Here is a 26574-nt window from a genome sequence, read left to right on the forward strand (position 1 = left end):
TCACAAGTGATACAAAAATAAGAGAAAGGGTTTGTTCTATGTGTAACCTTTGTTACCTAACTTAATATAATTTAAAACAGGTAGGATATACGTAAAAAACAAATACGTTAGCCTCAGGTTTTATCACTTTAGTACTTGAAATGCCCAAACTATTAACAAAAATCCAACACCCGTTATTGCCGGCGCTGGTATTTTCATAACAATGCCAACAACAATCATTGCAACGGCAGTTAAAGCGAGTAGTATAGAAATCAAGTTTAATTTTTTATTACGTGTCATAATCTTCAATTTTATTTAAAGATAATAAAAATCAATTCAGATTAATGTAACTATTGTTACCGTTTGGCTATATTGAAATCAGCATCTTTGCATAAATTATATAATATGGATTTGATATATGAACCGTGGCCGTGGTATGTGGCGGGACCACTTATTGCCCTTGTGATGTTCGTTTTATTGCTCGTTGGTAAGCAATTTGGAATGTCGTCAAACCTTCGGACAGCTTGTGCTGCTGTGGGCGCTGGAAAAGCATCTGATTTTTTTAAATTTGATTGGAAGGCCGAACGATGGAACTTGATGGTTGTACTGGGTGCAATTATTGGCGGTTTTATTGCATCCACCTTTTTGAGCAATAGTACAGTAAACATTAATCCCGAAATCGCACAACAACTATCTGATGATTACAACATCAAGAGTGCTGGCCAAGCATACCTTCCAACTGAAATCTTTGCTGCCGAAAATCTTGCTAACCCATTAAACATTGCCATTTTGCTAATTGGTGGAATACTTGTGGGATTTGGCGCAAGATATGCCGGTGGTTGTACATCTGGTCACGCCATTTCTGGATTGAGTAATTTACAATTACCATCGTTGATAGCCGTCATAGGCTTCTTCATTGGTGGACTTGTTATGATTCATTTATTATACCCTATTATCTTTTAAATTATGCGTTATATCACTTACTTAGTTATTGGTACTTTCTTCGGAATAATTATGTTTAAATCTGAAGCTGCATCGTGGTTTCGCATTTATGAAATGTTCCAGTTTGGCAGCTTTCATATGTACGGTATTATAGGTTCCGCCTTGGTTCTTGGTATTATTGGTATTCAAGTCATCAAAAGAAAAAACATCAAACCTTTGGATGGAAGCGAAATGAGTTTGCAGCCAAAGAATAAAAGCGTTGCTCGTTATCTTATTGGTGGAATAATCTTTGGATTGGGATGGGCACTTGCAGGTGCTTGCCCAGGACCTATGTATGTTCTTGCAGGGGCAGGCTATATCTCTATTTTAATAGTGATTTTTGGGGCAGTCGTTGGAACTTTTTTATATGGTTTGGTTAAGGACAGGTTGCCACATTAATAAAATAAACTTTTTGATTTTTTTATTTAAATGTTTTCTTTCTATTTGCGAAACTGAAAAGTAAAATTAATTTTCATTAGTTTTGTATTTGATGCAAAAACCAAATAAAATAGCGGCATTTTTCTTTTTAGGCTTGTTTAGCCTTATGATGCTGCATCAGGTTTTTCCGCATTTGCACCATCAGCACGAGGAAACGCATTCCCTTTCAGATATTGCGCATACTGACGAACACCATCATCACGATGACAGTTCGCACGAAAAGGAAGAATCCCCATACGGATTTTTTGGGTTCTTTATGGAAATGCACGTCCACTCAACGGTATCCAGCGATATTGTTGTACTTAAAAGGAATACAGTTGAGCAGCAGACCAATGTTGATAAGGATATAGTAAAAAGTTCTTTTGAAACTCAAAAAATCTTTTTGATTGACTATAGGCAAAATAGTAAACCGCCTGTCTATCATCCACCCAATACATATTTTAATCCCTACCTCTCTTCCCTCGACTCACGAGGCCCACCATCTTTAGGTTAATCATTTAGGAGAATGGTATCGCTATGGTATTATTCCCTTTTATAAATGCAGACCTGTCAGCCGACAGGTAAGATTAAACCTAAAATTTCAAACAATGAACAAATACATCGTGTCCGCGATTTGCGGATGCCTGTTCTATGTTAATGGTTTCTCACAGGATAAAAATATTGGGGAACTGCTTAACGAAATAGAACAGAACAATACAGAGTTAAAAGGCTATCAATCTTTCATTGAAAGTCAGCAACTCGAAAACAGGAGCAACAATAATTTGCCTGACCCACAGCTTTCTGGCTTTTATTTGCCATTTGGCGACAATACAACTGGAGATTATACCGAATATCAACTATCGCAATCTTTTGAATTCCCAACGGTATATGCTGCTCGTAGCAAATGGAACGAGTCTAAATCGCAACAGTTAGCGTCAGCCTATGCTAATAAAAGACTGGAAGTCTTATTGAAAGCAAAAAATACGCTTTTGGAACTTGCTTTCTTGCAAAAGCAAAAAACTATTGAAGCAGAAAGAAAAACCCAGAGCAAGCAGGTTTTTGACCAAATCCAAAAACTTTTTGATACCGAGCAAGTAGGCATTTTAGATTTGAATAAAGCGAAAATTGCTTGGATTCAAGAGCAGTTTGTTGTGGAACAGATTGAAAGCGAAATCCAAATTTTGTTATCCAAACTCAAAACCTTGAACGGAGGCAATGCAATTGATGGTATTTCGTCAAGTATTGCATTACCTATCGAAGTTGGTACGGTAGATAATCTTTGGCAGGAAAAATTAGCGAAAGACCCTTTACTACAAGAATTAAAGGCTAATGAATCTGCATCTCGTCAAAAAGTAAAACTGGAAAAAAACAAGGTGCTGCCAAACGTGGCACTTGGCTATAATTATCAAGGCGTTAGCGGTAGTCATTATTCTGGGTTTTATGGCGGTGTTTCAATTCCACTTTGGAGTAGCAAGAACAAAGTAAAAGCTGCCGAAGCGAATTATGAGTATCAACAGTCCAACACGCAGGTAGTTACCACTTCGCTTTATACACAATTTCAAAAAACCTATAATCGATACGAATTGATACTCGAAAAATTTAATGAGTATCAAACCACTATGGGCAATTTAAATAGCGAGCAACTGCTTTTTAAGGCTTATATGTTGGGCGAGTATTCGTTTATGGATTATTACGTGGAGCTTCAGTTTTATCGGAATGCATCAGATAAAATGCTGCAAATGGAAAAGGAACTGCAACTGCTTCAAGCACAATTATTAAAACATCAGTTATAAATTTTTAAACATACAATTATGAAATCGAAGATTCACGAATACCAAAACAAATATTTAGCAATGAGTAAAATTTCAAAATCAATATTCGCAATAGCAATCGCATCAACATTTTTAGTAACCTCTTGTCGAGAAACAAAAACCGAAAATACTGACGACCACGGTCACGAGCATAATGAGGATGGTAGTCATACGGAAGAAACCATAGAGCTAGAAGAGTTTAAAGTAGGAACTGATTCTATGGAAACAAAAACAGAGGAACACGGGCACGACCACGATTCAGAAGGGAATCATACAGATGATGATTCTGACACCCACAAACACGATGATGAGTCAGAACACCACGACCATTAAAATTCAAATAAATACCAAAGATGAAATATATAATAATAGTGCTCGCCTTTTTGGCAATGTCCTGTAATAACACGGCAGAAGACGCACACGCACATAATGAAGATGGTAGTCACGTGGGAGAAGAAATTCCTCGCTTGTCCCATACTATCTGGACCGATAAAACAGAATTGTTCGTTGAATTTCCTGCGCTTATTGTGGGTAACGGAAGCAAATTCGCAGCCCACTTTACCGTGTTGAATGAACATCAGCCCGTTAGAAACGGTTCGGTAACAGTTAGTTTGATAAAAAACGGAAAAGGAATCAGAAATACTGTAGACGCGCCTTCATCCCCAGGCATTTTTTCGCCTGCCATACAACCGAAAGAAGAAGGAAACTATCAATTGATTTTTGAATTAACTACACCTGAATATTCAGATAAAATAACAATTGACGATGTTACGGTTTATGCTAATATAGATGAAGCCATAAAAGCTTTGGGTACGGAAGAAGAAGATGAGGGCATCTTGTTTTTAAAGGAACAAGCTTGGAAAATCGATTTTCAAACCGCACCTGTCGTTTCGGGTAAAATTTACGATGTCATCAATACATCCGGTGTTTGGATGCCATCGCCAGGTTCAACAAAGTCCTTGGCAGCAAAATCTAATGGTGTGGTAGATTTTAAAGTGAATAACCTTACGGAAGGCACAGCGGTAAAACAAGGTCAGCTTTTGATGAGCTTGAACAGTCAAGGTTTGGCATCCAACAATTTGAGTACTGATATCGCTTCCGCAAAAGCGACATTCCAACAGGCCAAATCGGAATATGAAAGGAAGAAAGAGCTATACGAATCCAAAATAGTTCCGAAATCCGAATTTGAGAAAGTAGAGAGCAGTTTCGAGATAGCCAAAGCCAACTATCAATCATTGGTATCTGGTGTCTCGGGCGGAAGCAAACAAATACGAGCACCTTTTGATGGCTTTATCAAGTCCATAACAGTTTCAAATGGCGATTACGTAGAACAAGGCATTGCGCTTGTAACCGTTGGGACGCATCAATCCAGAGTTTTAAAAGCGCAGTTAGCACCCAACTACGGACTTGCGATAGGCAATGTACAAGGTATATGGTATCAGGATAATGATAACCAATGGAAAGACGTAACTGATGCCGAGGGAAAAATCCTTTCGATTGGAAAGGATGTGGAGCGTGAAAACCCATTGATTTCAGTTTTTGCACAAGTAAATGCCGAGGTCGATATGCCAGAAGGAAGCTTAACACCTGTTCAAATTGCAATGGGAAATGCTACCCAAAATACTACGATTCCTGTTAATGCCTTATTGGAAGATTATGGAAGTTATTCCGTCATCGTACAGCTTTCAGGGGAAAGTTTTGAAAGACGACCTGTGAAAATAGGAAAGCGTAATGGCGAGAATGTAGAAATTATTCAAGGCTTACAAGTTGGCGAAGTGGTAGTAACCACCGGAGCATACCAAGTTAAAATGGCTTCAATGTCTGGTTCAACACCTGCACACGGTCACGAACATTAAAAACGAAGAGAAATGTTAAACAAAATATTATCAATTTCACTTCAAAACAGATTGCTCATTCTATTGGGAGCGGTTGCATTGAGTGTATTGGGCATTTATTATGCACGTACTATGAACGTCGATGTATTCCCAGACCTTACAGCTCCAACGGTAACCATTCTTACCGAAGCGCACGGAATGGAATCTGAAGAAGTAGAAAAATTAGTGACCTATCAATTGGAAACAGCCTTAAACGGTTCGCCAAATGTGAGACGAATCCGTTCGTCATCGGCAGCGGGAGTTTCCATTGTTTGGATAGAATTTGAATGGGGAACCGATATTTATCGCGCGCGCCAAATTGTAAGTGAACGCATCCCGATGGTAAGGGAGAATTTACCCGAAGGAATTGGAGCACCAACAATGGCACCCATTTCATCCATTATGGGCGAGATAATGTTATTGGGCGTAACGTCCGATAGTTTATCGCCTATGGAATTACGAACCTTATCAGATTGGACAATCAGACCACGTATAAAAGCGATTGGCGGTATTGCAAATGTGGTGGTCATTGGTGGCGATTATAAGCAATACCAAGTATTTGCCAATCCTGAAAAGATGAAGTATTACGATGTGAGCCTCTCTGAATTGGTAGAACACGTAAAGGAGGCCAACAAAAATGCTCCTGGTGGTGTGATAAACCAATATGGAAATCAATACATCATAAAGGGAAGCGGTAGAGCCTATGCGTTGGAAGATTTACAGGAAGCTGTCCTAAAGCAAGTGAATGGTCAAACCATCAAAATAAAAGATGTTGCTACGGTTCAAATTGGCGCTGCCGATAAAATTGGCGATGGTTCATTAAATGCAAAACCCGCTGTGATTCTGACCATTTCAAAACAACCCGATGTCAACACTTTGGAACTGACAGACCGATTGGATGAAGCGATTGCAGACTTGGAAACAACCTTGCCAAAAGGTGTCAATATCAAAAGTCAAATCTTTAGACAGTCCGATTTTATTGATGCTTCCATCAGTAATTTGAATCAAACTTTGTTAGAAGGTGCATTTTTTGTAATGATTATCCTGTTCATCTTTTTAATGAATTGGAGAACGACCTTAATTTCCCTATTGGCAATTCCCATTTCATTATTGGTATCCATCATCATTTTAAAATGGCTGGGCTATACGATAAACACAATGAGTTTGGGTGGAATGGCCATCGCCATTGGTGCATTGGTGGATGATGCTATTATTGATGTGGAAAACGTCTATAAACGCTTACGCGAAAATATTAGAAAACCAAAGGCAGAACGTCAATCTACGATTACGGTCGTGCGAGATGCTTCCGTAGAAATACGAAGCTCAATCATCATCGCAACCTTGATTATTATTGTGTCTTTTGTACCGTTATTCTTTTTAAGCGGAATGGAAGGACGTTTGTTGCAACCGCTGGGAATAGCATTTGTAACATCTGTTTTAACCTCATTAATTGTCGCTGTAACGGTAACACCAATTTTGTGTTCTTATTTATTGGATAATGAAAAACTACTCAATAAACAAGCAGAAGGTACTCGTGTGGAACGTTGGCTACAGAAACATTATGGCAACCTCTTGGTGCGTGCGACTAAAATACCCAAAACCATTATAGGCGTAACGGTCATTGCATTTGTATTAAGTCTCTTGGTTGTAACGCAATTGGGAAGAAGTTTCCTGCCAGAATTTAATGAAGGCTCTTTGGTCATTAGTGTGGTTGGTCCGCCCGGAATGTCTTTGCAAGAAAGCAATAAGACTGGAAAGTTGATAGAGACCCTATTACTGGATATGCCCGAAGTGGAGGTCGTAACACGAAGACAAGGTCGTGCCGAACTGGACGAACACGCACAAGGCGTTAATGCTTCGGAAATTGATGTGCCTTTTGTCCTCGAAGACAAAACCAAGGAAGAATTCTTTGAAGAAGTCCGAAACAAATTAAGCATCGCACCTGGTGTTAATATCACATTGGGACAACCCATCGCACACCGTATTGACCATATGCTTTCGGGTACACGAGCAAATATTGCCATAAAGATTTTTGGGTCAGATTTACAACGTTTATTTGAAGTAGGGAAAAGTGTAGAGCAGAACATAAAGGATATTGAAGGATTGGCAGATGTTGCGGTTGACCAACAAATTGAAGTGCCACAAATACGTATCAAACCCAAACGCCAGATTTTGTCGGCTTATGGAATGACGGTCGGAAATTTAATGGAACAAGTAGATATTGCTTTTGCAGGCGAAGAAGCAGGCGAAATTTATGAAGGACAACAATATTTTGACTTGGTAGTGCGCTATGAGAAACCGTTTCGAGATAATATTGAAAACATTAATAAAACCTTGATGAGTTTACCGAATGGCGGACAAACTACATTAGGCGAGTTGGCAACTGTTCAATCGGTAAGCAGTCCAAACACCATCAATCGGGAAGATGTACAACGAAAGATTGTGGTCGCAGCCAATGTTCAAGGTAGGGATTTACGTGGTGCTGTTAACGAAATAAAGGAAGTTGTGGGCAATAATGTAAATATGCCGGAAGGCTATCGTGTACAATATGGTGGACAGTTTGAAAGTGAATCAAAAGCGTCACAATTACTGATGATTACAGCAATTCTTGCAATAGCAATTATTTTCCTGTTGTTGTATTATGAATTTAAGGATGTAAAATTGGCATTTGTTGTATTGATTAATCTGCCTTTGGCCTTAATTGGTGGAATTTTGATTGTGTACTTCACTTCGGGTATCATCAGCATTGCAGCAACAATAGGATTCATCAGTCTCTTCGGAATAGCAACCCGTAACGGAATTTTATTGGTTTCCCGTTATGAAGATTTGAGAAAGGAAGGAATGCAAGGCTTTCAATTAATAAAGAAAGGTGCATTGGATAGATTGAATCCCATATTAATGACTGCCTTTACCACAGGGCTGGCATTGATACCATTGGCCTTAAAAGGTGGCGAACCTGGAAGTGAAATTCAAAGCCCAATGGCCGTTGTAATTTTAGGCGGTTTGCTTTCAGCGACCATTTTGAATTTAGTGGTTATTCCTTGTGTGTATCAGTTGGTTCTGAAAAAGGAAAAATAGCAAACGAATTACAATTAAAAACCTTCTTACTATGGTAGGAAGGTTTTTTTATGCATTAATTTTATAAGTCCACTCAGCACATTGCCGCTTCATTCTGAGAAAAGCCCCTACAAAATTCTATAGAGGCTGCTGGACATTCCAATTTTGTTAGTTGCCCTCGCTCAACGAGAAGCTTCCGTCACCATTAAAAGAGCTGAGGCTGATTGTAACCGACCATATGCCAGACGCACCAGCATCAGTCACCCCAGAAAACGAATCCGGTTCTGAGGCACCATCAAGAGACCTGTTCAATACAGTATTTCCGTCTGCATCCAAAACCAGCATATTAAAAGTGCCTTCGGCTGAGGCGGTTATATCCGCATTATAGTCCGCTGTGGTCAAATTGTTCATCCAGAGGAACGTCCTTGTGGCGCTTCCACCGTTACCAGTGAAGTCACCGTCCACATCCCCATTAAAATCGTTACCATCATCAAACAAAACAGTTCCGTTGACACTCACCTGAGCCATCGTGTCACTATCATCATCGTCACTACAGCCTACAAAGGCCGTGGTAGCGACAATTGTTAAAAGCATAAAATAGAATTTCGTAATTCTCATAATTCATTAAGATTTGGTTATCATATATAAAACAAACTTAAAGGGAAAAACCCTATCCTTAGTATTTAATTTTTAATCTATAATTTGAATATTCATTCTTGTAAACTGTTTAAAACCCATTCAGCACATTCCCCTACATTCCACGCTTGCCTGCCGAAAAAGCAGGCAATCACTTCATTACAGGAAAAGAGCTTCTCTACAAAAGTCTTGGACACAATCCCCAATTCCAGCTTTCCATTCGGTTAACCCTTCCCGCTGCGCTGGGAAGAAACACTTCATTTCAGAGCCAAAATTGTGTAGTAATTTCACCTTAAACCCATCAGCACATTCAAAAAGTCTAATTATTTTTTAATTCAGTTATATTGTGAGAAATTTTAGCTTAAATGGAAAAACTAACAGAAAATAGAACCATTGAATTACTGATGCCTCATTTGGTTCAACAAGGTTATGAAATAGAAAGTTTCTGTCTTGGCCAAACGAGAGGGTATGATATTGTTGCGAACAGAAAAAGTGAAAAATTACTTATTGAAGTAAAAGGCGCAAAAGCACACAAGGATTCGCCAACAAAGCGACGAGATTATTTCAACTCTGGACAGATTAAAACCCATTTAGGTAAAGCAATTATCAAATGCTTAGAAACCAAAGTTGCTTTTCCAAATGCAAAAATTGCCATTGCTCATCCCGAGGATGAACAAATAAGAAAAGCAATAGCCAGTATTATTCCTGAGTTGAATAAGATAGGCATACGGCATTATTGGGTTAATGCTAATGGAACAGTAACTCTTGAAAAATAATTTATTTTGAACACAGTAACAAATTCCAAACTATCCTCTTTATTTCATTTCTTGAAAGAAAATAGGGCTTATAATAAGAAGGTGCAATCCAATTCTTATAATCTGTTTTTAGCACCGTTCGATTCTCTTGAAGATAAATTATATTCAGCTCTTCATCACGTAGCGAATACCCAAAGCCAACCTAAAATTGATATTCTCGCACCTTTTTTTCAAAAAGTATATTCCAATAAATCCCAGCTTCATAGTTTTAAGACATTCATCGATTTTCTAACAGATAAAGAAAACGATGTTCATAATTATGAATCGCTTTACTATGGTATGTTGAGACAAAAAGGTTGGGGTAATAAAACGTCTGCATTGTTTGCCAAAACCATTTATCATTTACATAATGGTGCGTATGGATTTCAAAATCCAATATGGGACGATGCACCGAAAACCATTGACAAAGAAGAAAAAATCTTCTTGCCTGTAGATGCTGTAATTGAAGCAATTTTCCATAGTATTGACCCCTCTATTAAGTGGAATTTCCATAAAATTAATAAACTTCTACAGGATAATTATTCCTCAGAAGAAATGGAAGTTTGGGACGACCTTTGGTTCTGGGGATTTATAAACCAACGTGGTTCCGGTCTAACAAGAGAATTTATTTGGAACGAATCCAAATATTGGGCATTACTTGAGACTGAAAAGAATGGTGTTGTGATTGAAGAGATAAAATTGAAATCGTTGCAATTCCTTTCCATATTGAACCCAAAACAGTAACATATGTATTTGCTATTATCATATTCTAAGTTTGTCTGAATTTAGATAGGCTTAATTTCCAATTATTACCACTTAATCTATATAGTGGCAATAATTTGTTTTCAAATATTCACCACTTTTTTGTATTTTTGGCAAAGTTTTGATTTTTAACTATGCCAAAGATTATTGAAAATAAATTGATAGAAGCTTTCAAAGACCGTAGTTCTTTTGATAGGGATGCGCTATATAACTTCTATCTGGATTTCGAACCAGATCTAAAAGAAAGTACATTTAGTTGGCGAATTTATGACCTGAAGAAAAAGGACATAATTAAAACCATTGGTCGTGGACTTTATGTTATTTCCTATAAACCTAAATATAAACCTCTTCTATCAGATAGTGTGTTCAAAATAGCCCGTAAAACCAATGAGCGTTTTGAAGATATAAAATATGCCATTTGGGAAACCCAATGGCTCAATGAGTTTTCTCAGCACCAGGCGTCAAATCAAATAATTGTCGTCGAAGTAGAAAAAGAGTTTGTAGACTCACTCTATTACTATCTAAATGATAATCTAAGAATGGATTTTTTCCTAAATCCAGATGAAAAGGAAATCCAATTCTATATTTCAGAAAGTAACGTGCCGGTTATCATTAAACGTTTGGTGACAAGGGCACCCATACAAAAAATAAAAAATAAAAAAGCGGTAGTGCCCATTGCAACACTTGAAAAGATTATGGTGGACCTGTTTGCAGATGAAAATCTGCTACATTTTTACCAAGGTTCTGAAATGGTAAACATCTACGAAAAAATAATTGATAGATATAGCATCAATTTTACAAAGTTGTTCAGCTATGCCAAAAGGCGCAAAAAGGAACAGGAAATAAAGCAATTTATAAGCAACCACATTTCAAATTTTTTAGAAGATATTCAATATGATTAACAACAAAAGTTTTGAAAAGGAATGGCTGAATGGCTTCCGTGCAAAAAAGGAACATAAGGGTATCGATGTAACTATATTGGAAAAAATGGTTCACGCACTATCATTACTCGAACATTTAAAAGTTTCAGGACTCGATTTTGTTTTCAAAGGGGGAACATCACTTGTGCTTTTGCTAAAAGAAGGGAACCGATTTTCTATTGATATCGATATTATTTCCAGCGTTGAGCGTGATAAATTAGAAGAAATTTTGGATGCAGTTGTAGCCAATTCACATTTCAAAAAGCACGTGCTTAATGAGCATAGAAGTTATAAGGAAGGTGTTCCGAAGGCACATTACACCTTTGAGTTCGAGTCGGTATATAATCCAAACGTTCCTGGAACCATTCTATTGGATATCCTTTTTGACAGTCCGCACTATCCAGAACTTATAGAATCGCCCATTGAAACACCTTGGCTTTCCATTGATGGAACTGCTACAACAATTACTACGCCTTCGGTAAACGCTATTTGTGGCGATAAGCTAACAGCTTTTGCACCAGATACCATAGGCATACCATACTACAAAGGCGACCAATTATTTGCAATGGAAATCTGCAAGCAATTGTTCGACTTGGGAAAACTTTTTGAAAATATTACTGATGTAGCAATGGTAAAGAAAAGTTTTTCAGCTTTCGCGAAAGCAGAACTATCCTATCGAAGTTCAGACAAGGATTTTAGTAAAAGGAAACTCAATGAAAAGGATGTGCTATGGGATTCTATAAATACTTGCGCCATTATTGCTAAAAGAGAGCGCAATCCAACCGCTGAAGCAAAAAAGAAATTTGCAGATTTAAGTTCTGGCATACGAAGCTTTGGTGGCGCATTTTTAATGACAGGGAACTTTAGGATTGAAGAAGCATTGGCTGCCTCGGCCAGAGTAGCCTATTTGAATGCTATTCTTCTACAAAAAGAGGATGTTGAAATAGAATATTATGAGAATCAGGATACAAAGGAACTGGCTATAAAAAATCCAGATTGGGACTTTTTGAACAGATTAAAACGCCAACCCGATAAATCTATATTTTATTATTGGTACAAGGCGGTAGAACTATTGTAAATTAACGTGAATGGAATTAAAGTATATTATAGAAATCTGTGTCGCTATCGACATCGCAATTTTGGGTATAGCATATCCTATTATCGTGGATAAAATATCCAATATAGGCCACAAGTTTTCATCAAACTATTTGGCCAATGCTTTTGAAAATGAATTTCCGCAGACAAAACTTTTTGGTGTTTTTCCGGGAAGGTCAAGAAGAATAACAGTATTTGAATGGGTTTTGTTCTTTACAATCGGCTCTTTTATATTCTTAATATTAGACCGTGAACCTCTTTTTTGGAAAGATAATTGGATAATGCAAAACTCAGCAAAACTTCTAACGCTATTCTTAACATTATCATTGGTTGTCATTTTTATTATTTGGTTAGATAAGGTTTCACTGTACAATGGCAAGTCTACACGTTTGCTTACCTATATAATTTCCGAATACCGAAAGCTAAAAAAAGACCAAGATGATAAATACCATTTCAAAATTATCAATGAACTGGCAATATTTGCCATTAGAACACAGGATAAAGGTTTAGAAGAAACATTGGTTGACTTCTACACGGAAGAATTCAATAATTACCGTTCGAACTTTATACGTCCCAGAGAAGCAGAAAAACCTGATGGGTTTGAAAATTTTAAAGTTGAGTTTAATCACGAATTCCATTATGGTATCAGGGAAATCATTAGAGAAGTTGCTAAAGGTAGAAATGAAGACTTGCAAAGTCTCGAATATTTTGTTGTAAGTGGCGTATGGTTGATGGGACAGGGCATATTTGAAACACCCATCTCAAATGACACCTATAAAGAACTTTGGAGGAATGTTGTACTCATATCAAACAATCCCAAATTTGTAGGTAACTATTGGAGTACGGCACATCAATATTTTAGTTTTGGATTGCAACAAGTCTATGGCACAGATTATAATTTTGAGACTAAAAAATACGATAATCAGTCATTAATAGATAAAAGAGACAGCGAAAGAAAACGTTTTTTTGAGTTTCACTTGGCATTGGGAGGCCTATTGATATACCAGAAAAACTATGAAGCCCTTAAAAAATTATTTACATACACACAAAACCAGCCACCTAAATATGTTCTGCTGCCAAATAATATGACTGAGATTTTTACGTGGTTCAGTAGTTTTAAAGATGAGTTTGGCAGAGGTTATTACCCTATTGATTTATCATACCCTTTTCCAGGATTGGATAATTTAGGAAACAGAAGGCGTGTTACATTCTACATCTGTCAGTATTTGACGTTGCTTTTTCTAAGACAGTTTAAACTGCCAGAACACAATACCTACGACAATTTTACAGGACAACCTACATTACCTCAAGCCGAAGTGTTAGAATTACTACGTTGGCAAGAGTCCATAAACTATTTCAGGTTTTGTTTAAAAAAGGTGTTGAAAGATAAAAATCTCTTAAATACTATATGATATGAAAAAGAAGGAGATAAAGAAGCTAAAAAAGAAGTCATCAAAATTTATTGATGTTCTCGAATCATCAATTGAAGAGGCTATTGAGGATGCAAGATTAAATGCGGATATTGACTACGAAAAAGAATGGGAATTTTATGAAAAATCTAAAGGTGCAATAGTTGGAGCATTAGAAAAGTTTGATAGTATTCAAAATTCAGAGAAGGATTTTGAAGGAGAGCCTACTATTTCCTTCGGTGTAAACGGTACAATGAATTTATTTCAAAAATCTGCATTTACAACTGGAGATATTCCACATCTAAATGCAGACACGATATTATCCCAGCAGATAGTTTACCAGAACATCAATTATTATATTCCCAACGCATTTTTATCAGCTCGGAAAAAGAGGTATCTTCTTCGTAAAGAAGATTTAGTAAAAGGGATAGAAAAATTGGGTTTTGATACGGACACAGATATTATGGTAGCAATGAATCTTAATGTTTATGGAATTGATGACTTCCAGAAGATTGAGGAATATATTACCAGAGTACCATCTACAGGGCTCAAAAATGTACTGTTTGTTTTGCCAAAAGCCGATTTGCCTATCTTAAAACATAAAGAACTTGAGGTTAGTGAACAGCAAGAACATCAATTGGGCATATTAGATGATGATAGAAAAATCTACGGTTCTTTAATCGACCTAACACAAGATGCCAATGCGAATCAAAGAGAAAAATGGAAAAATTCAAACATTGATTTTGCGACCGATTTAAAAGTACAGTTAACTATAGCTTTTATTACTGAAGTTGTTTGGAAAGCCAATGCTAATGTAGTTCAAATTAATATTGAAACTTCATTAAAGGAACAGGGCATCGTAAATGAGCTGTCTGATATAGAGAAGTTGGTGCCAAAAAAGGAAACCAATGATTGAGTTCAGAAACCCTCATCATATAGAACCACCAGGCGTTTTGAGACAAATTCTGTCTCATCCCGCAAATGACACAGAAGTTATTGAACTTGCAGTTTTTCAAGAACATCGTTACGCATTTTTCTATTGGAACAAATGGATGCAAGACAATAAACCTAAGAATCCACCTTGTTTGGTTTCATTGGATTGGCATCAGGATTTATGCTATCCGTGTGAAACAGAAAGAGAATGGTTAGATAAATTAGATTTAACGAGTGATGCAGAAGTGTCTTTATTTTCTTGGGCAAAACTTGCGGGCAATAATGATGGCCATATATTATGTGCGGCATATCTTAACTTGATTGGCGATATTTATGTGCATTGTAGACAAGAAATGGGTCGAAATACTTGGCAAGATGAAGAATTGACAGATACCTATGGCAACAAGCACACCATCAAAAAATTCAAAACTTATGAAGCATTACAAGAAGCACTGTTGACGTCGTCAGAGACGTCCGTGTTTTTTGATATTGATTTGGATTTCTTTTCTGTAAAGAACGGTCTAAGTGATGGCTCGTTTGAATTCACTTATCTGCAAGAACAAGAAATACGCGCAATGTTAGATAAAGACCATCCGTTAATCAGTTGGATTTTTGAGCGGATAAAAGGGTTTACTATTGCAACAGAACCAGAACATTGCGGTGGGCTTTTAAAAAGCAACAAATTTCTTGACCTAATTAGTGACATTTATTTCAACCCAGAGTTGTTTGCCCAAAAATGTAATTGGAAATGGAAGCCTAAGTATTAATAATCCACTCAGCACATTCCCCTACATTTCGCGAAAATCTACATTTCGGGAAAAGAGCTTCACTACACACGTCTTGGACACAATCCCCAATTTCAGCTTTCCATTCCGCTAAATCTTCCCGATACTCTGGGAAGAAACACTACATTCCAGAGCCAAATTTGTGGATTAAGTTTACTTTTATATTCAATAAAAATACTTGTGCTACTCATTGAAGCAACCAGATAAATTTATATTTGTTTTTTTTTAAATAGTTAACTGCGAGCTGAAACAATGAATGTAAAGCATTATAAAGTCAAAAATGCAATTTTGCAAAAGTATATTGACGGCTATTATTTTATGGACAAAGAAAAGTCAGAATTACCAATTCAATATCTAAGTTTCCCAAGTAATTTATGCTTTGTCAGTACTACTCAAAATTCAAATGTAAAAATAGGGCAAGAAAAAATTATCATAACACCTTGTAAAAAGAATAAAATTGTAACAGATTTGGTAGTTAGATATTCTAAGCCTTTTGAAATTTTATTTCAAAAACCTGCAAATGAGATAACGATTAAGTTTAAACCTTTAGGGATTAATCGTTTCGTTTCAAATGTTTCAGATTATTTTGTAAGTGGTCATTATATGGATTTTCAACCATTTGATGATTTAAATTTGGAAATGCAATCCATCTTTGGTATTGCAAATAGAGACGAGCAAATCGTGCGACTTGAAAGTTATTGGTTATCTAAATTTAAGAATGTTAAATTGGATAGATTAGAAAGCATAATTACTGATATAGAAAGCGAACAGAGTATTGCTGAAATTTCAAAAAAACATCAAATATCAAGACAATATTTAAGTAGAATTTGCTTAAAAAATCTCGGTAAATCCCCTTCGGAGTATCGTAAGGTGTTCAAATTTAGAAGAGCGCTTGAGGATTTTAAAAAGGTAAATAACCTAACAGAGCTTTCCTACGAAAGCCTCTTTTATGACCAATCCCATTTCATAAAAGACTTTAAATCTCTAACCAACATTAACCCAAGTTTGTTTTTCAAAAAGATAGATTCAAATAAAGAATTTGTATGGCTCTTCTTATAGTTGTTTCCATTTTTACAATTTTGTCATTTAGAATAATCTTTAATTTGTAGTAAATATTTTATTACAATATATAATGAAGAAGTTTCTAAGCTTAATACTTCTATTCGGGGTTACCTTTAATTTATATTCCCAAAAAATACAGGTTGACTTAATCGAGCCTTTCATTAATCAACTAATGAAGGATTTTGAAGTCACGGGTCTTTCTATAGGTATTGTAAAAAATGATTCCATTATTTATTCAAAAGGATATGGTACTAGAAAAATCAATGAAAACTTACCTGTTAATCAAAACACAATCTTCGGAATAGGTTCAATTTCTAAATCCTTCACAGCTTTAACTCTAGGAATACTTGTTGATGAAGGAAAAATAAGTTGGGATGACAGGGTAAAAGACTATCTGCCTTATTTCGAATTGTACGACCCATATGTTTCAGAAAATTTCACCATCAGAGATTTGCTTACACATCGAAGTGGACTCAAAGAAATTAGCGGAGGAACATTATGGTATCATTCAGAATTATCAAGAAAGGATATTATCAAAAAAATAAAATATTTAGAACCAGTATCAGGATTTCGAGAAAAGCCGGCCTATCAAAATATAATGTATCTCGTTGCAGGGGAAATAGTAAGCGAGGTTACTGGGATAAGTTGGGATGAATTTCTTAAAAATAGAATATTTGATAAACTTGATATGACAAATAGTACTTCTATTTCTTCCGTTAGAGAATCAAATAAAAACTTAGCATTCCCACACGTTTGGAATGAAAACTTTAAGAAAATATTCGTAAATCAAGAGAAAGGAGACAATCTCGCACCAGCAGGTTTTATATACTCTTCATCCAATGAGATGATTAACTATATGAGGATGTTGCTCAATGATGGAGTTTTTAAGAAAGATACTATTATAAGCAAATCAACTCTTAAAGAAATTTTCAAACCTCAAATAATATATCCTATTCAAGGTTCACCTTTTGGTAATGAGTTCACTTCATACGGCTTTGGTTGGTGGGTTACACCGAGAAATAATGACAAGCTTATTGAACATAATGGAGGTATTGATGGAATGCACGCAAAACTTTTTATGATAAAGAATTTAAACATAGGGGTCATTATTCTAACAAATATTTCAAAAGAGCCAGCTGCTTTTCTATTAAAAGCTAAATTACTCGAGCAAATATTTGAAGATAAATCCCTTGATTTTTATGAGACCGTAAAAGGGTATAGAGATAGAAGAGTAAATGGTGCACCGAAAGTCAGAACAAAGGTTAATAATACATCACCATCAGTTGAAATAAATAATTATGGGGGAATATACACAGACAAAATGTATGGAGACATTAGCATAAAACCTTTAAATAGAAAAGAACTAGAGATTTCTTTTTCACACTCTTCTATATTTAAAGGAAAGTTAGAACATTGGCATTTTGATACATTCAAAATTGATTGGTATGATATTAGAGTACCTGATGGATACTTAACGTTTAACTTCAATTCTAATAGAGAAATATTAGGAATATCATTTGAACAAGGAAGCCTGCTTGATGTTGATTTTAGCGAAATCAATGTCTTAAAAAAGGAATAAATACACAATTATGAGAAAAATAATTTTAGTAACCATAATACTTCTTCAAGTCTGTTCTATGAAAGGACAAACATCCTTAAAAGAAATCGGGCTTAAAGCTGGAAAATATGAAGTAGGCTTTAAACATTATACAGTCAATGATAGCACAAGAAACTATCGGATTCATAATGAGTTTAACAATCGACTTATCAAGAGACCCATTCCAATAAGTATTTGGTATCCGACTACTAAAACGAATAATATTTCTAGCAAATTGACTGTATTAGATTACTTACAGGTTTTAAAAGAAGAAGAAGAATGGAAAAATTTACCAAATTATTTTTTGTTAGATTGGTTTAAAGACTTGTCAAACACACCAGAAAATAAAGCGCATCTTACTGAGAAAACTACAGCTTTTTTAAATTCCAAACCTTTAAACGAAGAGTTTCCAATTGTTGTATACGCACCAAGTTATCAAGCCTCTTCAATTGAGAACTTTTCGTTATTTGAATATTTAGCCAGTAATGGCTTCGTTGTTATATCAAGCCCTTCAAGAGGAACAGATACACGTTGGTTAGAAGGAGCAACCACAAAAGATATGGAAACGCAATCAAGAGATGTAGAGTTCCTTATAAAAGAAATTCACAGCTACAAAAATATTGATTCGGAAAAAGTGGCATTAATGGGATTTAGTTTTGGTGGGTTATCAAACGCTATTACAGTTATGAAAAACAAGAATATAAGTGCAGTTGTAAGTTTGGATGGAGCTGATAGGTACAATTATCCTGTTTTGGAAAAATCACCTTTTTTTAATTTAGATAAATTTGTCATTCCTTACATCCATTTTGCCCAAGAAGAGATTCCAAAAGAAGTTCTAACCAATGATAAAATTCCCGAAGAATTAAACTACAAATTTCAATTGTATGACTCTTTGAAGTATAGCAATGTTTATAGATATAGATTTCACGACCTTACACATTCCTATTTTAGTTCGTTCGGTGTCTTATTCGCTGATAGGGATAAAAGGCAAGATAAAAGTGATGAAAAAATAATGGCTTCCTATAAACTGCTTTGTCAACACACCTTACAGTTCTTAAATGCAACACTAAAAAATGAGGAAAATGCTATTGATTTCATTGAAAATAGTGTTGTGGAAAATGGCTTTTCCGAAACTTTGATTTCGAAACAAACAAAAAAGGCTATCGAGAAGGATTTTATCTATAAGGATTTTAATGATTTAGCATATAAACAAGACTATCAAGATTTAATCAGTTTATATAAAAAAACTATTGCTGAATATCCAAATCTTCAACTTCAAGAAGGAATGCTAAATATGTTAGGATTGCGATTGTCATTTAATCCTAACAAGAAAGAACAAGGATATAATGTCATTTTATTAGCATTACATCTTTACCCAAAATCAGCAAATTTATATGATAGTTTAGCTGAAGCATATTTTTATAATAAGGATTACCCTAACGCTATTATAAATTACGAAAAGTCCTTGGAATTAAATCCTGCAAATCAAAATGCAATTGATAGATTGAAACAAATTAAGCAATAAAACCAGCAGTTAACAACAAATAAAAAGAATTGTAATCTTGTTTTCATAACCCACTCAGCACATTCCCCTACATTCCACGCTCGCCTGCTGAAAAAGCAGGCAACCACTTCATTCCGTGAAAAGAGCTTCATTACAAAGGTCTTGGACACAATCCCCAATTTCAGCTTTCCATTCCGCTAACCCTTCCCGTCCCGATAGTTATCGGGATTGGGAAGGAACACTACATTCCAGAGCCAAAATCGTGAACTAAGTCCGCTTTTTTAATCGGAAAGCCATCGGCTTGATTTTCTTAACAGGATTTTCGGCGCGGTCTTCTTGAGCCCTCACTCGAAAATCCTTAAAAACCAAACCGCTGTCTTACACATTTTAAGGGGTTTATAATGGATAAAGCCTTTGTTGTTTTTCGGGTCGTCGAAAAACAGGCACGACATAACCAATTCTAATATAAACACAGCTACTTATTTCGCTTAACTGTCGGTACGCTCAAACGCAACTGCGTTTAAAAGAATTGCTAATGCCCTTATGGAACTTGTCAAGACTATACAAGTTTTAGTGAAAAATAAGGTTTCTACTTCCTTGAATCCCGATAGCTATCGGGATTACTACGTCGCAAACACACCTGATTTTACCCTAAAAGTCTGGACAAAACCCACTTTATCCATTGTGCTATGCACAGAAGAAAAGAACAAACACCCCTTAAAATTTAATTCAGTTTAAAACAAATAGGGGAAATATAAACCAGTCTGTAACAAAGCAGACACAAATCTTTTTATTATGAGTACTATTAGAAATCACGTACAGTTAATTGGAAACGTTGGTCAAGAGCCAACCATTACGAACCTTGAAAGCGGAAAGAAAGTAGCCCGTTTTTCACTTGCAACAAATGAGTATTACAAAGATGCCAAAGGAGAAAAGCAAACAGATACTAATTGGCATACCGTAGTAGCTTGGGGCAAGACTGCTGAAATCGTTGAGAAATTTGTCGAAAAAGGCAAAGAAGTTGGAATATCGGGAAAACTTAAAACCCGAAGCTATACAACCGAAAATGATGAGCAACGCTACGTTACAGAAGTTGTAGCCGATGAAATCCTATTACTTGGAAGCAAGAGCGATAAGTAATCTTCAAAAAGAAAGAGGGCGCACCTGTCGAAAGTTTCGCCCTCTTTTTCATTATTCACACATTAAATATATGTACAATGAAAGCACAAGTTAACGAAATAAAAGAGCGATTGCAATATTTTAGTGGAACAGAAATGTTTTATCAAATCCCATTATTGCGAACCCGTTTTACGGACGGATTGAAATATTTATCAGAAGTCGCTGAATGTTTTTGGCTCATTACGGACACGTCCGTAATTGCAAAAAGTCTGATGAACCGAAGCGAATTTTTAACCATAGACTTCAAAAGATTGCCCAAAGAAAAACAGGATTATTCTGGTTATGAAGCCGAGATAATTTACAGCGATGGCAACGACAATATTTTGGAAAAACACGGTTACAGGGCAACCGATTTTCCGCTCGATGAACTGCGTTTATTTTTTGTAAATGATACGCTGATGTTACCGAGCGAATATTAAAAATCGGACGTTATGATATATCTAAATTTTACCGATTTGAACGAGGAAACACAAGAGCGATTAATTGCCAATTCAAAAGAGGAAGTAAAGGAAAAGTACGGCAAGGATATAATGGATTATGCCACAAAGCATAATACCAATTTGGATAAGATGCTCGATGAAGAAGCACTTCGGAATTTGTATTCGTATAAATACATTTTCAACATATAAATTTTATGAAATTAAAAGCAAGCACCTCTAAATTTTAGAGGTGTTTTCTATCCAATTAATATATAGTCAAGAAAAAAACGTATCTTTATTTCGCTGAAATTCAGCATTCAATTTAAGTAGGGTTATCCACTTTTCGACTTTCGCCGATAACCGTACACATCGAAAAATAACATATCGGAAAATCATTTTCCCTGAAAATGGCAATCGGCTTTTTAGCCGGATTGTATGGATTTTCGGTACGCCCAAAGCGTACCGAAAAGGAATAGCAAGAGGGTAACGGGCTGCGCCGCGTTACATATTCCATTTTCATTTTAATCTATTGATTTTTAAGCACTTAAAAATAAAGTAGATATAAAAAATCCATCGATTTGCGTCAAATGGTCTTGAAACACCAGTAAACAGGGATGGATTTACGTCAAATCTTTAAAAAAGCGAAAGGAAATGGACTCATTCATCACTATCAGGTTCAAACGGAAAACTGCCAAAAGGTTTCAGGAATTTTCCAAGAAGCACTTCAAAACGCACACGGAAGCTATGGAAAACATCCTTGATTTTTTCCTTTACAATGAAATATCGCCAAAGGAAAAATTGGGTCCAACCGGACGTACCATCGAAGCAAAATTATTAAAACGAATCAATGCCGTTATTGCCATAATGCGAGACGTGGAAAAGACCCAAACCAAACCTACGGTCGCAATGTTGCAATCCCTTTTTGTAATGGACGAACCTAAAAAGAAACCGCTCATTTTGGAAAAAAAATATGCTGAGGAAAAGAAAGAAGTCCGCTTTCGCGAAAAGCGAAATACCAACAATGAACTTTAAAAATTTAGCTTATGTACATCACAATCACACCTCAAAAAATGGGCGGTAACTTTTCCAAAAGTTCAGCTGATTTTGTTGGCTATTTAGAGAAGGAAAACAAAGGATTGGAACAACACGAAATGGAACATTTTTTCAATCAATATGGCGATGAGATTTCCGCTGAAGAAGTAGTCAAAGAAATAGATGGAAATACCGCAAAATTGGAAAAACACGAACCAAGATTCTATTCAATTACCGTGAGTCCTTCAAAATATGAATTGCGAAAACTTCAGAACAGTAGCGAAGATTTAAAAAGATATACTCGCGAGCTGATGAAAGATTATGTGGCTTCATTTAATAGAGAAATTAAAGGGCGACCAGTCAATATCGACGACATAAAATATTATGCGAAAATTGAACACAAACGCACATTTAAAGGAACGGATTTTCAGGTAAAAGAGAACCAACCCTTTGCCACAAAAATACTTCAGCTAAAAACTGAAATCCGAAATATTCAAGAAGGGCGAGCTGAAGGGAATATTAAAAAGATGGAAAAGAAAATTGCCAAACTGGAACTACAAGCGCCACATCAACAAAATGGAAAACGGATTGTCCAGGGAATGGCGAAAGATGGAAACCAAAGTCATATCCATATCATTGTGAGCCGAAAGGATGCATCAAACAGATTTAGTTTGTCACCCGGAAGCAAATACAAAGCTTCCGATGTGAAGTTGAATGGGGAAACCGTAAAACGTGGTTTTGACAGAGATAAGTTTTTTGAGAAAGCTGAAAAGACGTTTGATAAGACTTTTTGGTACAAACGCAACTTTGCAGAGACCTACAAAGCACGAAAGGATTTTGTAAAAAGCCCAAATCTATATTTCGCCGCCTTGATGAAATTACCTGCAAATGAAAAGGCATTGGCTTTTAAAATGATAACAAAAACAGGTCTGCCAATAGTACCAAGTATTCCAGTAAGTCAAACACAAATCGCACTTCGGATTTTCAAAAGGTTAAGACGTGGTGCAGAAGTGGCCATCAAATCAAGTTCAATAGGAATTTAGCGTATGGAAATAGACAATCTCATAACAATACTTTCAATTATTGGTGTGGCCAGTACTGTTTTCTATACGATATTTAGAGTGAGCAAGTTTGCACTTTTCTTGAATTTCATAATGCTTTCCTGCTTGGTTTTCTATTTAACGGAACAGAACGAATTAGTATCGATTTTACTTTATCTGGTATGTCCTCTAATGTTAATTAATATAGGACTATATGTTTTTTTGCATAAGACTGAAAATGCACAAAATAGCGATAGAAAGTATCAAGTCAATTTTGCTACGACTAAAGGAAATTTCAAGTTAGATAATATTAAACGTGGCGCATCTATCATCGGTTCTGCAGGAAGTGGAAAGACCGAAAGTGTCGTTTATGGATTTCTCAAACATTTCCGAAAAGAGCGCTTTTGCGGAATCATTCACGACTATAAAGATTTTGAATTGACTGAAATGGCATACCCACTTTTCAAGGATAGTGATATCCCTTTTAAGGTCATTTCCTTTGATAAAATCATCCATAGAGTAAATCCTATCGCACCACGCTATTTAGAGAACGAGGAAAGCGTAAACGAAGTGTCACGGGTGTTAATCGAAAACCTTTTAGAGCAAAGGGAAAGCGGAACAACTGGCACGACAAAATTCTTCAACGATGCTGCGGAAGGGTTGATTGGTGGTTTGATTTGGAAACTGAAAACCGACTATCCAAAATACTGTACGTTGCCACATTTGATAGCCATTTATCAAATACTCGATACCGATAGCCTTATCCAGTTCTTGGAAACCAACACCACATCGAGAGCGATGGCAGATGCTTTTATTAGTGGGAAAGATTCGGATAGACAGACCGCTGGTGTAAAAAGTACTTTAGCCAATGCGCTGAAACGAATTAGTACACAACGTATTTTTATGGCACTATCCGCAGACGAAGTGCCATTGAACATCAATAGCGAGGAAAATCCTGCAATCATTTCGGTAGTGAACAACCCTAAATATGAGACATCCTATTCGCCTGTTATCGCCACAATTATTCACACCATTACCAAGCAAATGAGTGTGCGAAATTCTAAACCTTCATTTTTGTTGATGGAAGAAGCACCTACGATTCGTTTATTGAATATGCACCGTATTCCGGCAACACTTAGAAGTTACGATATTGCCACCATATATGTGATGCAGGATAAGATACAGAATGATATGATGTATGGCGATAAGGCAAGCAAAGCGATTTTGAGCAATCTATCCTACCAATTTTTCGGCAAGGTCAACGACCCAGATACTGCAAAATATTACGAGCGCTTTTTTGAAATTATCAAAGATCCCACGAAAAGCATAAGTCGAGGTCACAATTTGGATTTCGATACAAGAATTACTACTGGCGAAAAGGAAATTCCGAAGATTAGAGCAGATGTCTTTTTCCGATTGAAACAAGGCGAGTTTATCACTTATGCGGACGGCAAAGATAAAAAGGTGCAGTTTAGATTGTCTAAGATTCAACGACAGCTTCCAGAAGAATCAAGACAATATTCTCAGGCAGATTTAGCGGCTAATTTTGAAAAAATTTATAGAGATGTAAAATCTATATTTAACTAATTTAAAGAGTGATGCTATATTTAAAAATTATGATTTCGCTATTTTTGACAGGATAACAGTATATTTATGACTGGTAAAATAAGTTTTAAATTGTACTTATTTTAATGCTTTAAATGAAAATAGAGAACGCTGAAGAAATACAAGAACTAAAAGCAATTGTTGAAAAATTATGTAAAAAACATCATTTAATCATACAAATCGCCGAGGATAATTATTTTAAGATATTTACGGACCAATCCTCTGGTATTACACTTTTTCTTCAGTTAGATGAGAACCAAAATTTATCATTTTACTTTCTTCAGAGAACATACGATGTGTTTTATACTGGTGATAGGTCTGATGCGCACGTAGTTCTAAGTTTGATGTTTACAGCTTTCTTGAGGTTCTACAAGTCAGGAATTTCTTGTGAGCAATTTGATATTGCCCATCCTGCCGTTCAAGATGAAATATGGGGAAGGTATTTGGTGCCTATTCAAGTCCCAATTTTACACGGAATATCGACTGCTAAACAACTTATTGAAGTTGTCACGGAAATTATAGAAATGGTTGCATTTTGGCGAGAAAGCTTATGGTATTTTACTGGCTGCCCTTGTGATAAATGTATGAAAAATGAGAATATTGATAATTCAAATTACAAGTATTCACTTGAGGATATCGAAGATTTGTTCTCAGATTTGCATAGCATATCCAGCCGTAATAATTATGGGGACCGTGAACGACCTGAATGGGTGTATTTCTATGACATAGAAGAGGAAGTTACTATGATAAAATCAAGTAGCCTAGCAAAATTTCTCAAGGCAACATTGCAGTTGTGTACAGATAAAACTGAACAGTTGAAAGGACAGAATGGGACATTCGTTCTAAGCGACAATATAAAAAATTTTGTTCACGATGATACCAACTCTGAAATGGATGAGTACTTTAAAAAAGTAAATACAAACGGTAAATTAAAAGGATATCCAGTTATTCCAATGGAAAATATGATTGTAACCGTTATGGATGATTACATCATTGCCTTAGGTAGAATATGTGGATTTGAAGAATATAAAAAAGAAAGGGAAATCATCAGAAAGCGGCATAATAGAGAGTCAGAACTTCTATTCCCGATTCCACAGTTCAAATGGAAAGAAAAGGTCTGTCCAGACCAATTTGAATTATTAGTTAAAGCACTATTGGAACGTGAACCAAATGTAAAAAGTGTAAGAAGACCGGCACCCATAAATCAAGGTGATAAGGGTAGAGATTTAATTATTGAGTGGAATGTAATAAATGAGTATATGTCCGATACCGCACCGCCAAGAATATTGATTAAAGTTGTAGGGCAGTGCAAATCTGGAACATCTACAATTGGAAAAGGCAAGGTTCTGGACATTAGAGATACGGTAGAGACTCACGATTCTCAAGGATTTTTTTTGGCAGTTAATACTCAAGTTTCTGCACCATTAACCGAAAAACTTGAATCACTAAAGTCAAAAGGCTTATGGGTCTCTTGGTGGAATAGGGATGATATTGAGATGCGCCTTTCTAAAAACCAAGATTTAATTCCCAATTTTCCAAAAGTTATAACATCCAGGGACAAAATAAAATTTGTAGACAAAGAAGATTAGTTTTATAACATAACTGTCCTCACAATCTTAAGGACAGTCTTTGTTTAGAATTTTTAATCTTAGGTGGTCAAATAGGTGGTCAAATAGGTGGTGT

General features: G+C 35.9%; 26 protein-coding genes. 24 read left to right on the forward strand and 2 right to left on the reverse strand.

The features are described 5' to 3' along the window. Positions 1 to 123 precede the first annotated feature (123 nt). On the reverse strand, positions 124 to 279 hold the full coding sequence (locus GQ40_RS17765; RefSeq protein ID WP_197052684.1) for a hypothetical protein: 156 nt from the start codon (positions 277 to 279) through the stop codon (positions 124 to 126). Positions 280 to 384: 105 nt separating this feature from the next. Here GQ40_RS17765 and GQ40_RS15280 point away from each other — a divergent pair, with 105 nt between their 5' ends. The 7 genes from GQ40_RS15280 (at position 385) to GQ40_RS15310 (ending at position 8140) form a co-directional block, all read left to right on the forward strand. Beyond that, the gene (locus GQ40_RS15280) at positions 385 to 942 is read left to right on the forward strand and encodes a YeeE/YedE family protein (protein WP_047550338.1); all 558 of its coding nucleotides are present in this window, start codon (positions 385 to 387) and stop codon (positions 940 to 942) included. 3 nt (positions 943 to 945) lie between these two features. Next, positions 946 to 1359: a DUF6691 family protein gene (locus GQ40_RS15285; RefSeq protein WP_047550342.1), complete on the forward strand. Its 414-nt coding sequence runs from the start codon at positions 946 to 948 to the stop codon at positions 1357 to 1359. Between the two features lie 172 nt (positions 1360 to 1531). After that, positions 1532 to 1891, forward strand: a complete 360-nt coding sequence (locus tag GQ40_RS15290; protein ID WP_231565583.1) for a hypothetical protein — start codon at positions 1532 to 1534, stop codon at positions 1889 to 1891. 94 nt (positions 1892 to 1985) lie between these two features. After that, positions 1986 to 3170: a TolC family protein gene (locus GQ40_RS15295; protein WP_047550348.1), complete on the forward strand. Its 1185-nt coding sequence runs from the start codon at positions 1986 to 1988 to the stop codon at positions 3168 to 3170. Between the two features lie 18 nt (positions 3171 to 3188). Beyond that, positions 3189 to 3521, forward strand: coding sequence for a hypothetical protein (locus GQ40_RS15300; protein ID WP_047550351.1), 333 nt, complete (start codon positions 3189 to 3191; stop codon positions 3519 to 3521). 20 nt (positions 3522 to 3541) lie between these two features. After that, a complete protein-coding gene (locus GQ40_RS15305; protein WP_047550354.1) occupies positions 3542 to 5044 on the forward strand; it encodes an efflux RND transporter periplasmic adaptor subunit in 1503 nt (500 codons plus the stop codon). Positions 5045 to 5056: 12 nt separating this feature from the next. Then, positions 5057 to 8140 carry an efflux RND transporter permease subunit gene (locus tag GQ40_RS15310; RefSeq protein ID WP_047550357.1) on the forward strand — a complete coding sequence of 1028 codons (3084 nt, stop codon included), beginning with the start codon at positions 5057 to 5059 and terminating at the stop codon, positions 8138 to 8140. Between the two features lie 147 nt (positions 8141 to 8287). Here the strand turns inward: GQ40_RS15310 and GQ40_RS15315 are convergent, their stop codons facing one another. After that, positions 8288 to 8737: a hypothetical protein gene (locus tag GQ40_RS15315; RefSeq protein ID WP_047550360.1), complete on the reverse strand. Its 450-nt coding sequence runs from the start codon at positions 8735 to 8737 to the stop codon at positions 8288 to 8290. Between the two features lie 383 nt (positions 8738 to 9120). On the opposite strand from GQ40_RS15315, the gene GQ40_RS15320 reads away from it, so the two are divergent. The 17 genes from GQ40_RS15320 to GQ40_RS15400 all read left to right on the forward strand — a co-directional run bounded on the left by GQ40_RS15320 (position 9121) and on the right by GQ40_RS15400 (position 26480). After that, positions 9121 to 9531 carry a hypothetical protein gene (locus GQ40_RS15320; protein WP_047550363.1) on the forward strand — a complete coding sequence of 137 codons (411 nt, stop codon included), beginning with the start codon at positions 9121 to 9123 and terminating at the stop codon, positions 9529 to 9531. Between the two features lie 6 nt (positions 9532 to 9537). After that, the gene (locus GQ40_RS15325) at positions 9538 to 10293 is read left to right on the forward strand and encodes a hypothetical protein (RefSeq protein ID WP_156115601.1); all 756 of its coding nucleotides are present in this window, start codon (positions 9538 to 9540) and stop codon (positions 10291 to 10293) included. Between the two features lie 152 nt (positions 10294 to 10445). Continuing rightward, the gene (locus GQ40_RS15330) at positions 10446 to 11213 is read left to right on the forward strand and encodes a DUF6577 family protein (RefSeq protein ID WP_047550369.1); all 768 of its coding nucleotides are present in this window, start codon (positions 10446 to 10448) and stop codon (positions 11211 to 11213) included. Next, positions 11206 to 12309 (forward strand): nucleotidyl transferase AbiEii/AbiGii toxin family protein, encoded by a 1104-nt coding sequence (locus GQ40_RS15335; protein WP_047550371.1) that lies wholly within the window; start codon positions 11206 to 11208, stop codon positions 12307 to 12309. Before GQ40_RS15330 ends, GQ40_RS15335 begins: the two co-directional genes overlap by 8 nt. Before the next feature lie 10 nt (positions 12310 to 12319). Further along, positions 12320 to 13738 carry a hypothetical protein gene (locus GQ40_RS15340; protein WP_047550374.1) on the forward strand — a complete coding sequence of 473 codons (1419 nt, stop codon included), beginning with the start codon at positions 12320 to 12322 and terminating at the stop codon, positions 13736 to 13738. A gap of 1 nt (position 13739) precedes the next feature. Beyond that, the gene (locus GQ40_RS15345) at positions 13740 to 14651 is read left to right on the forward strand and encodes a hypothetical protein (RefSeq protein WP_047550377.1); all 912 of its coding nucleotides are present in this window, start codon (positions 13740 to 13742) and stop codon (positions 14649 to 14651) included. After that, positions 14644 to 15435, forward strand: coding sequence for a UPF0489 family protein (locus GQ40_RS15350; protein ID WP_047550380.1), 792 nt, complete (start codon positions 14644 to 14646; stop codon positions 15433 to 15435). Before GQ40_RS15345 ends, GQ40_RS15350 begins: the two co-directional genes overlap by 8 nt. Before the next feature lie 306 nt (positions 15436 to 15741). Next, on the forward strand, positions 15742 to 16512 hold the full coding sequence (locus GQ40_RS15355; protein WP_197052685.1) for a helix-turn-helix domain-containing protein: 771 nt from the start codon (positions 15742 to 15744) through the stop codon (positions 16510 to 16512). A 73-nt stretch (positions 16513 to 16585) separates the two neighbouring features. Then, positions 16586 to 18094, forward strand: a complete 1509-nt coding sequence (locus GQ40_RS15360; RefSeq protein ID WP_047550385.1) for a serine hydrolase — start codon at positions 16586 to 16588, stop codon at positions 18092 to 18094. Between the two features lie 10 nt (positions 18095 to 18104). Next, positions 18105 to 19637 (forward strand): prolyl oligopeptidase family serine peptidase, encoded by a 1533-nt coding sequence (locus tag GQ40_RS15365; RefSeq protein ID WP_047550388.1) that lies wholly within the window; start codon positions 18105 to 18107, stop codon positions 19635 to 19637. Positions 19638 to 20411: 774 nt separating this feature from the next. Next, the gene (locus tag GQ40_RS15370; RefSeq protein WP_047550391.1) at positions 20412 to 20756 is read left to right on the forward strand and encodes a single-stranded DNA-binding protein; all 345 of its coding nucleotides are present in this window, start codon (positions 20412 to 20414) and stop codon (positions 20754 to 20756) included. A 77-nt stretch (positions 20757 to 20833) separates the two neighbouring features. Then, a complete protein-coding gene (locus tag GQ40_RS15375; RefSeq protein ID WP_047550394.1) occupies positions 20834 to 21214 on the forward strand; it encodes a DUF6876 family protein in 381 nt (126 codons plus the stop codon). A gap of 12 nt (positions 21215 to 21226) precedes the next feature. Then, positions 21227 to 21424, forward strand: coding sequence for a hypothetical protein (locus tag GQ40_RS15380; protein WP_047550397.1), 198 nt, complete (start codon positions 21227 to 21229; stop codon positions 21422 to 21424). Between the two features lie 441 nt (positions 21425 to 21865). Next, entirely contained in the window at positions 21866 to 22246 is a 381-nt protein-coding gene (locus GQ40_RS15385) for a BfmA/BtgA family mobilization protein (RefSeq protein WP_026753652.1), read from the forward strand. 11 nt (positions 22247 to 22257) lie between these two features. Continuing rightward, entirely contained in the window at positions 22258 to 23289 is a 1032-nt protein-coding gene (gene mobB / locus GQ40_RS15390; RefSeq protein WP_047550399.1) for a MobB family relaxase, read from the forward strand. A gap of 3 nt (positions 23290 to 23292) precedes the next feature. Next, positions 23293 to 24873, forward strand: a complete 1581-nt coding sequence (locus GQ40_RS15395; protein WP_047550402.1) for a type IV secretory system conjugative DNA transfer family protein — start codon at positions 23293 to 23295, stop codon at positions 24871 to 24873. Between the two features lie 113 nt (positions 24874 to 24986). Then, positions 24987 to 26480, forward strand: coding sequence for a hypothetical protein (locus GQ40_RS15400; RefSeq protein ID WP_047550405.1), 1494 nt, complete (start codon positions 24987 to 24989; stop codon positions 26478 to 26480). The last annotated feature ends 94 nt before the right edge of the window (positions 26481 to 26574 follow it).

Origin of the sequence: Psychroserpens sp. Hel_I_66 (genome assembly GCF_000799465.1) — a bacterium.
Taxonomy (GTDB): domain Bacteria; phylum Bacteroidota; class Bacteroidia; order Flavobacteriales; family Flavobacteriaceae; genus Psychroserpens.

What these genes read in the sequence shown, in the direction of transcription:
- GQ40_RS15350 (WP_047550380.1), top strand. Translation starts at nt 14,644, where the DNA reads ATGATTGAGTTCAGAAACCCTCATCATATAGAACCACCAGGCGTTTTG.
- GQ40_RS15400 (WP_047550405.1), top strand. Translation starts at nt 24,987, where the DNA reads ATGAAAATAGAGAACGCTGAAGAAATACAAGAACTAAAAGCAATTGTT.
- mobB (WP_047550399.1), top strand. Translation starts at nt 22,258, where the DNA reads ATGTACATCACAATCACACCTCAAAAAATGGGCGGTAACTTTTCCAAA.
- GQ40_RS15395 (WP_047550402.1), top strand. Translation starts at nt 23,293, where the DNA reads ATGGAAATAGACAATCTCATAACAATACTTTCAATTATTGGTGTGGCC.
- GQ40_RS15300 (WP_047550351.1), top strand. Translation starts at nt 3,189, where the DNA reads ATGAAATCGAAGATTCACGAATACCAAAACAAATATTTAGCAATGAGT.
- GQ40_RS15295 (WP_047550348.1), top strand. Translation starts at nt 1,986, where the DNA reads ATGAACAAATACATCGTGTCCGCGATTTGCGGATGCCTGTTCTATGTT.
- GQ40_RS15285 (WP_047550342.1), top strand. Translation starts at nt 946, where the DNA reads ATGCGTTATATCACTTACTTAGTTATTGGTACTTTCTTCGGAATAATT.
- GQ40_RS15385 (WP_026753652.1), top strand. Translation starts at nt 21,866, where the DNA reads ATGGACTCATTCATCACTATCAGGTTCAAACGGAAAACTGCCAAAAGG.
- GQ40_RS15365 (WP_047550388.1), top strand. Translation starts at nt 18,105, where the DNA reads ATGAGAAAAATAATTTTAGTAACCATAATACTTCTTCAAGTCTGTTCT.
- GQ40_RS15280 (WP_047550338.1), top strand. Translation starts at nt 385, where the DNA reads ATGGATTTGATATATGAACCGTGGCCGTGGTATGTGGCGGGACCACTT.
- GQ40_RS15330 (WP_047550369.1), top strand. Translation starts at nt 10,446, where the DNA reads ATGCCAAAGATTATTGAAAATAAATTGATAGAAGCTTTCAAAGACCGT.
- GQ40_RS15345 (WP_047550377.1), top strand. Translation starts at nt 13,740, where the DNA reads ATGAAAAAGAAGGAGATAAAGAAGCTAAAAAAGAAGTCATCAAAATTT.
- GQ40_RS15340 (WP_047550374.1), top strand. Translation starts at nt 12,320, where the DNA reads ATGGAATTAAAGTATATTATAGAAATCTGTGTCGCTATCGACATCGCA.
- GQ40_RS15370 (WP_047550391.1), top strand. Translation starts at nt 20,412, where the DNA reads ATGAGTACTATTAGAAATCACGTACAGTTAATTGGAAACGTTGGTCAA.
- GQ40_RS15360 (WP_047550385.1), top strand. Translation starts at nt 16,586, where the DNA reads ATGAAGAAGTTTCTAAGCTTAATACTTCTATTCGGGGTTACCTTTAAT.
- GQ40_RS15380 (WP_047550397.1), top strand. Translation starts at nt 21,227, where the DNA reads ATGATATATCTAAATTTTACCGATTTGAACGAGGAAACACAAGAGCGA.
- GQ40_RS15335 (WP_047550371.1), top strand. Translation starts at nt 11,206, where the DNA reads ATGATTAACAACAAAAGTTTTGAAAAGGAATGGCTGAATGGCTTCCGT.
- GQ40_RS15310 (WP_047550357.1), top strand. Translation starts at nt 5,057, where the DNA reads ATGTTAAACAAAATATTATCAATTTCACTTCAAAACAGATTGCTCATT.
- GQ40_RS15375 (WP_047550394.1), top strand. Translation starts at nt 20,834, where the DNA reads ATGAAAGCACAAGTTAACGAAATAAAAGAGCGATTGCAATATTTTAGT.
- GQ40_RS15320 (WP_047550363.1), top strand. Translation starts at nt 9,121, where the DNA reads ATGGAAAAACTAACAGAAAATAGAACCATTGAATTACTGATGCCTCAT.
- GQ40_RS15315 (WP_047550360.1), bottom strand. Translation starts at nt 8,737, where the DNA reads ATGAGAATTACGAAATTCTATTTTATGCTTTTAACAATTGTCGCTACC.
- GQ40_RS15305 (WP_047550354.1), top strand. Translation starts at nt 3,542, where the DNA reads ATGAAATATATAATAATAGTGCTCGCCTTTTTGGCAATGTCCTGTAAT.
- GQ40_RS17765 (WP_197052684.1), bottom strand. Translation starts at nt 279, where the DNA reads ATGACACGTAATAAAAAATTAAACTTGATTTCTATACTACTCGCTTTA.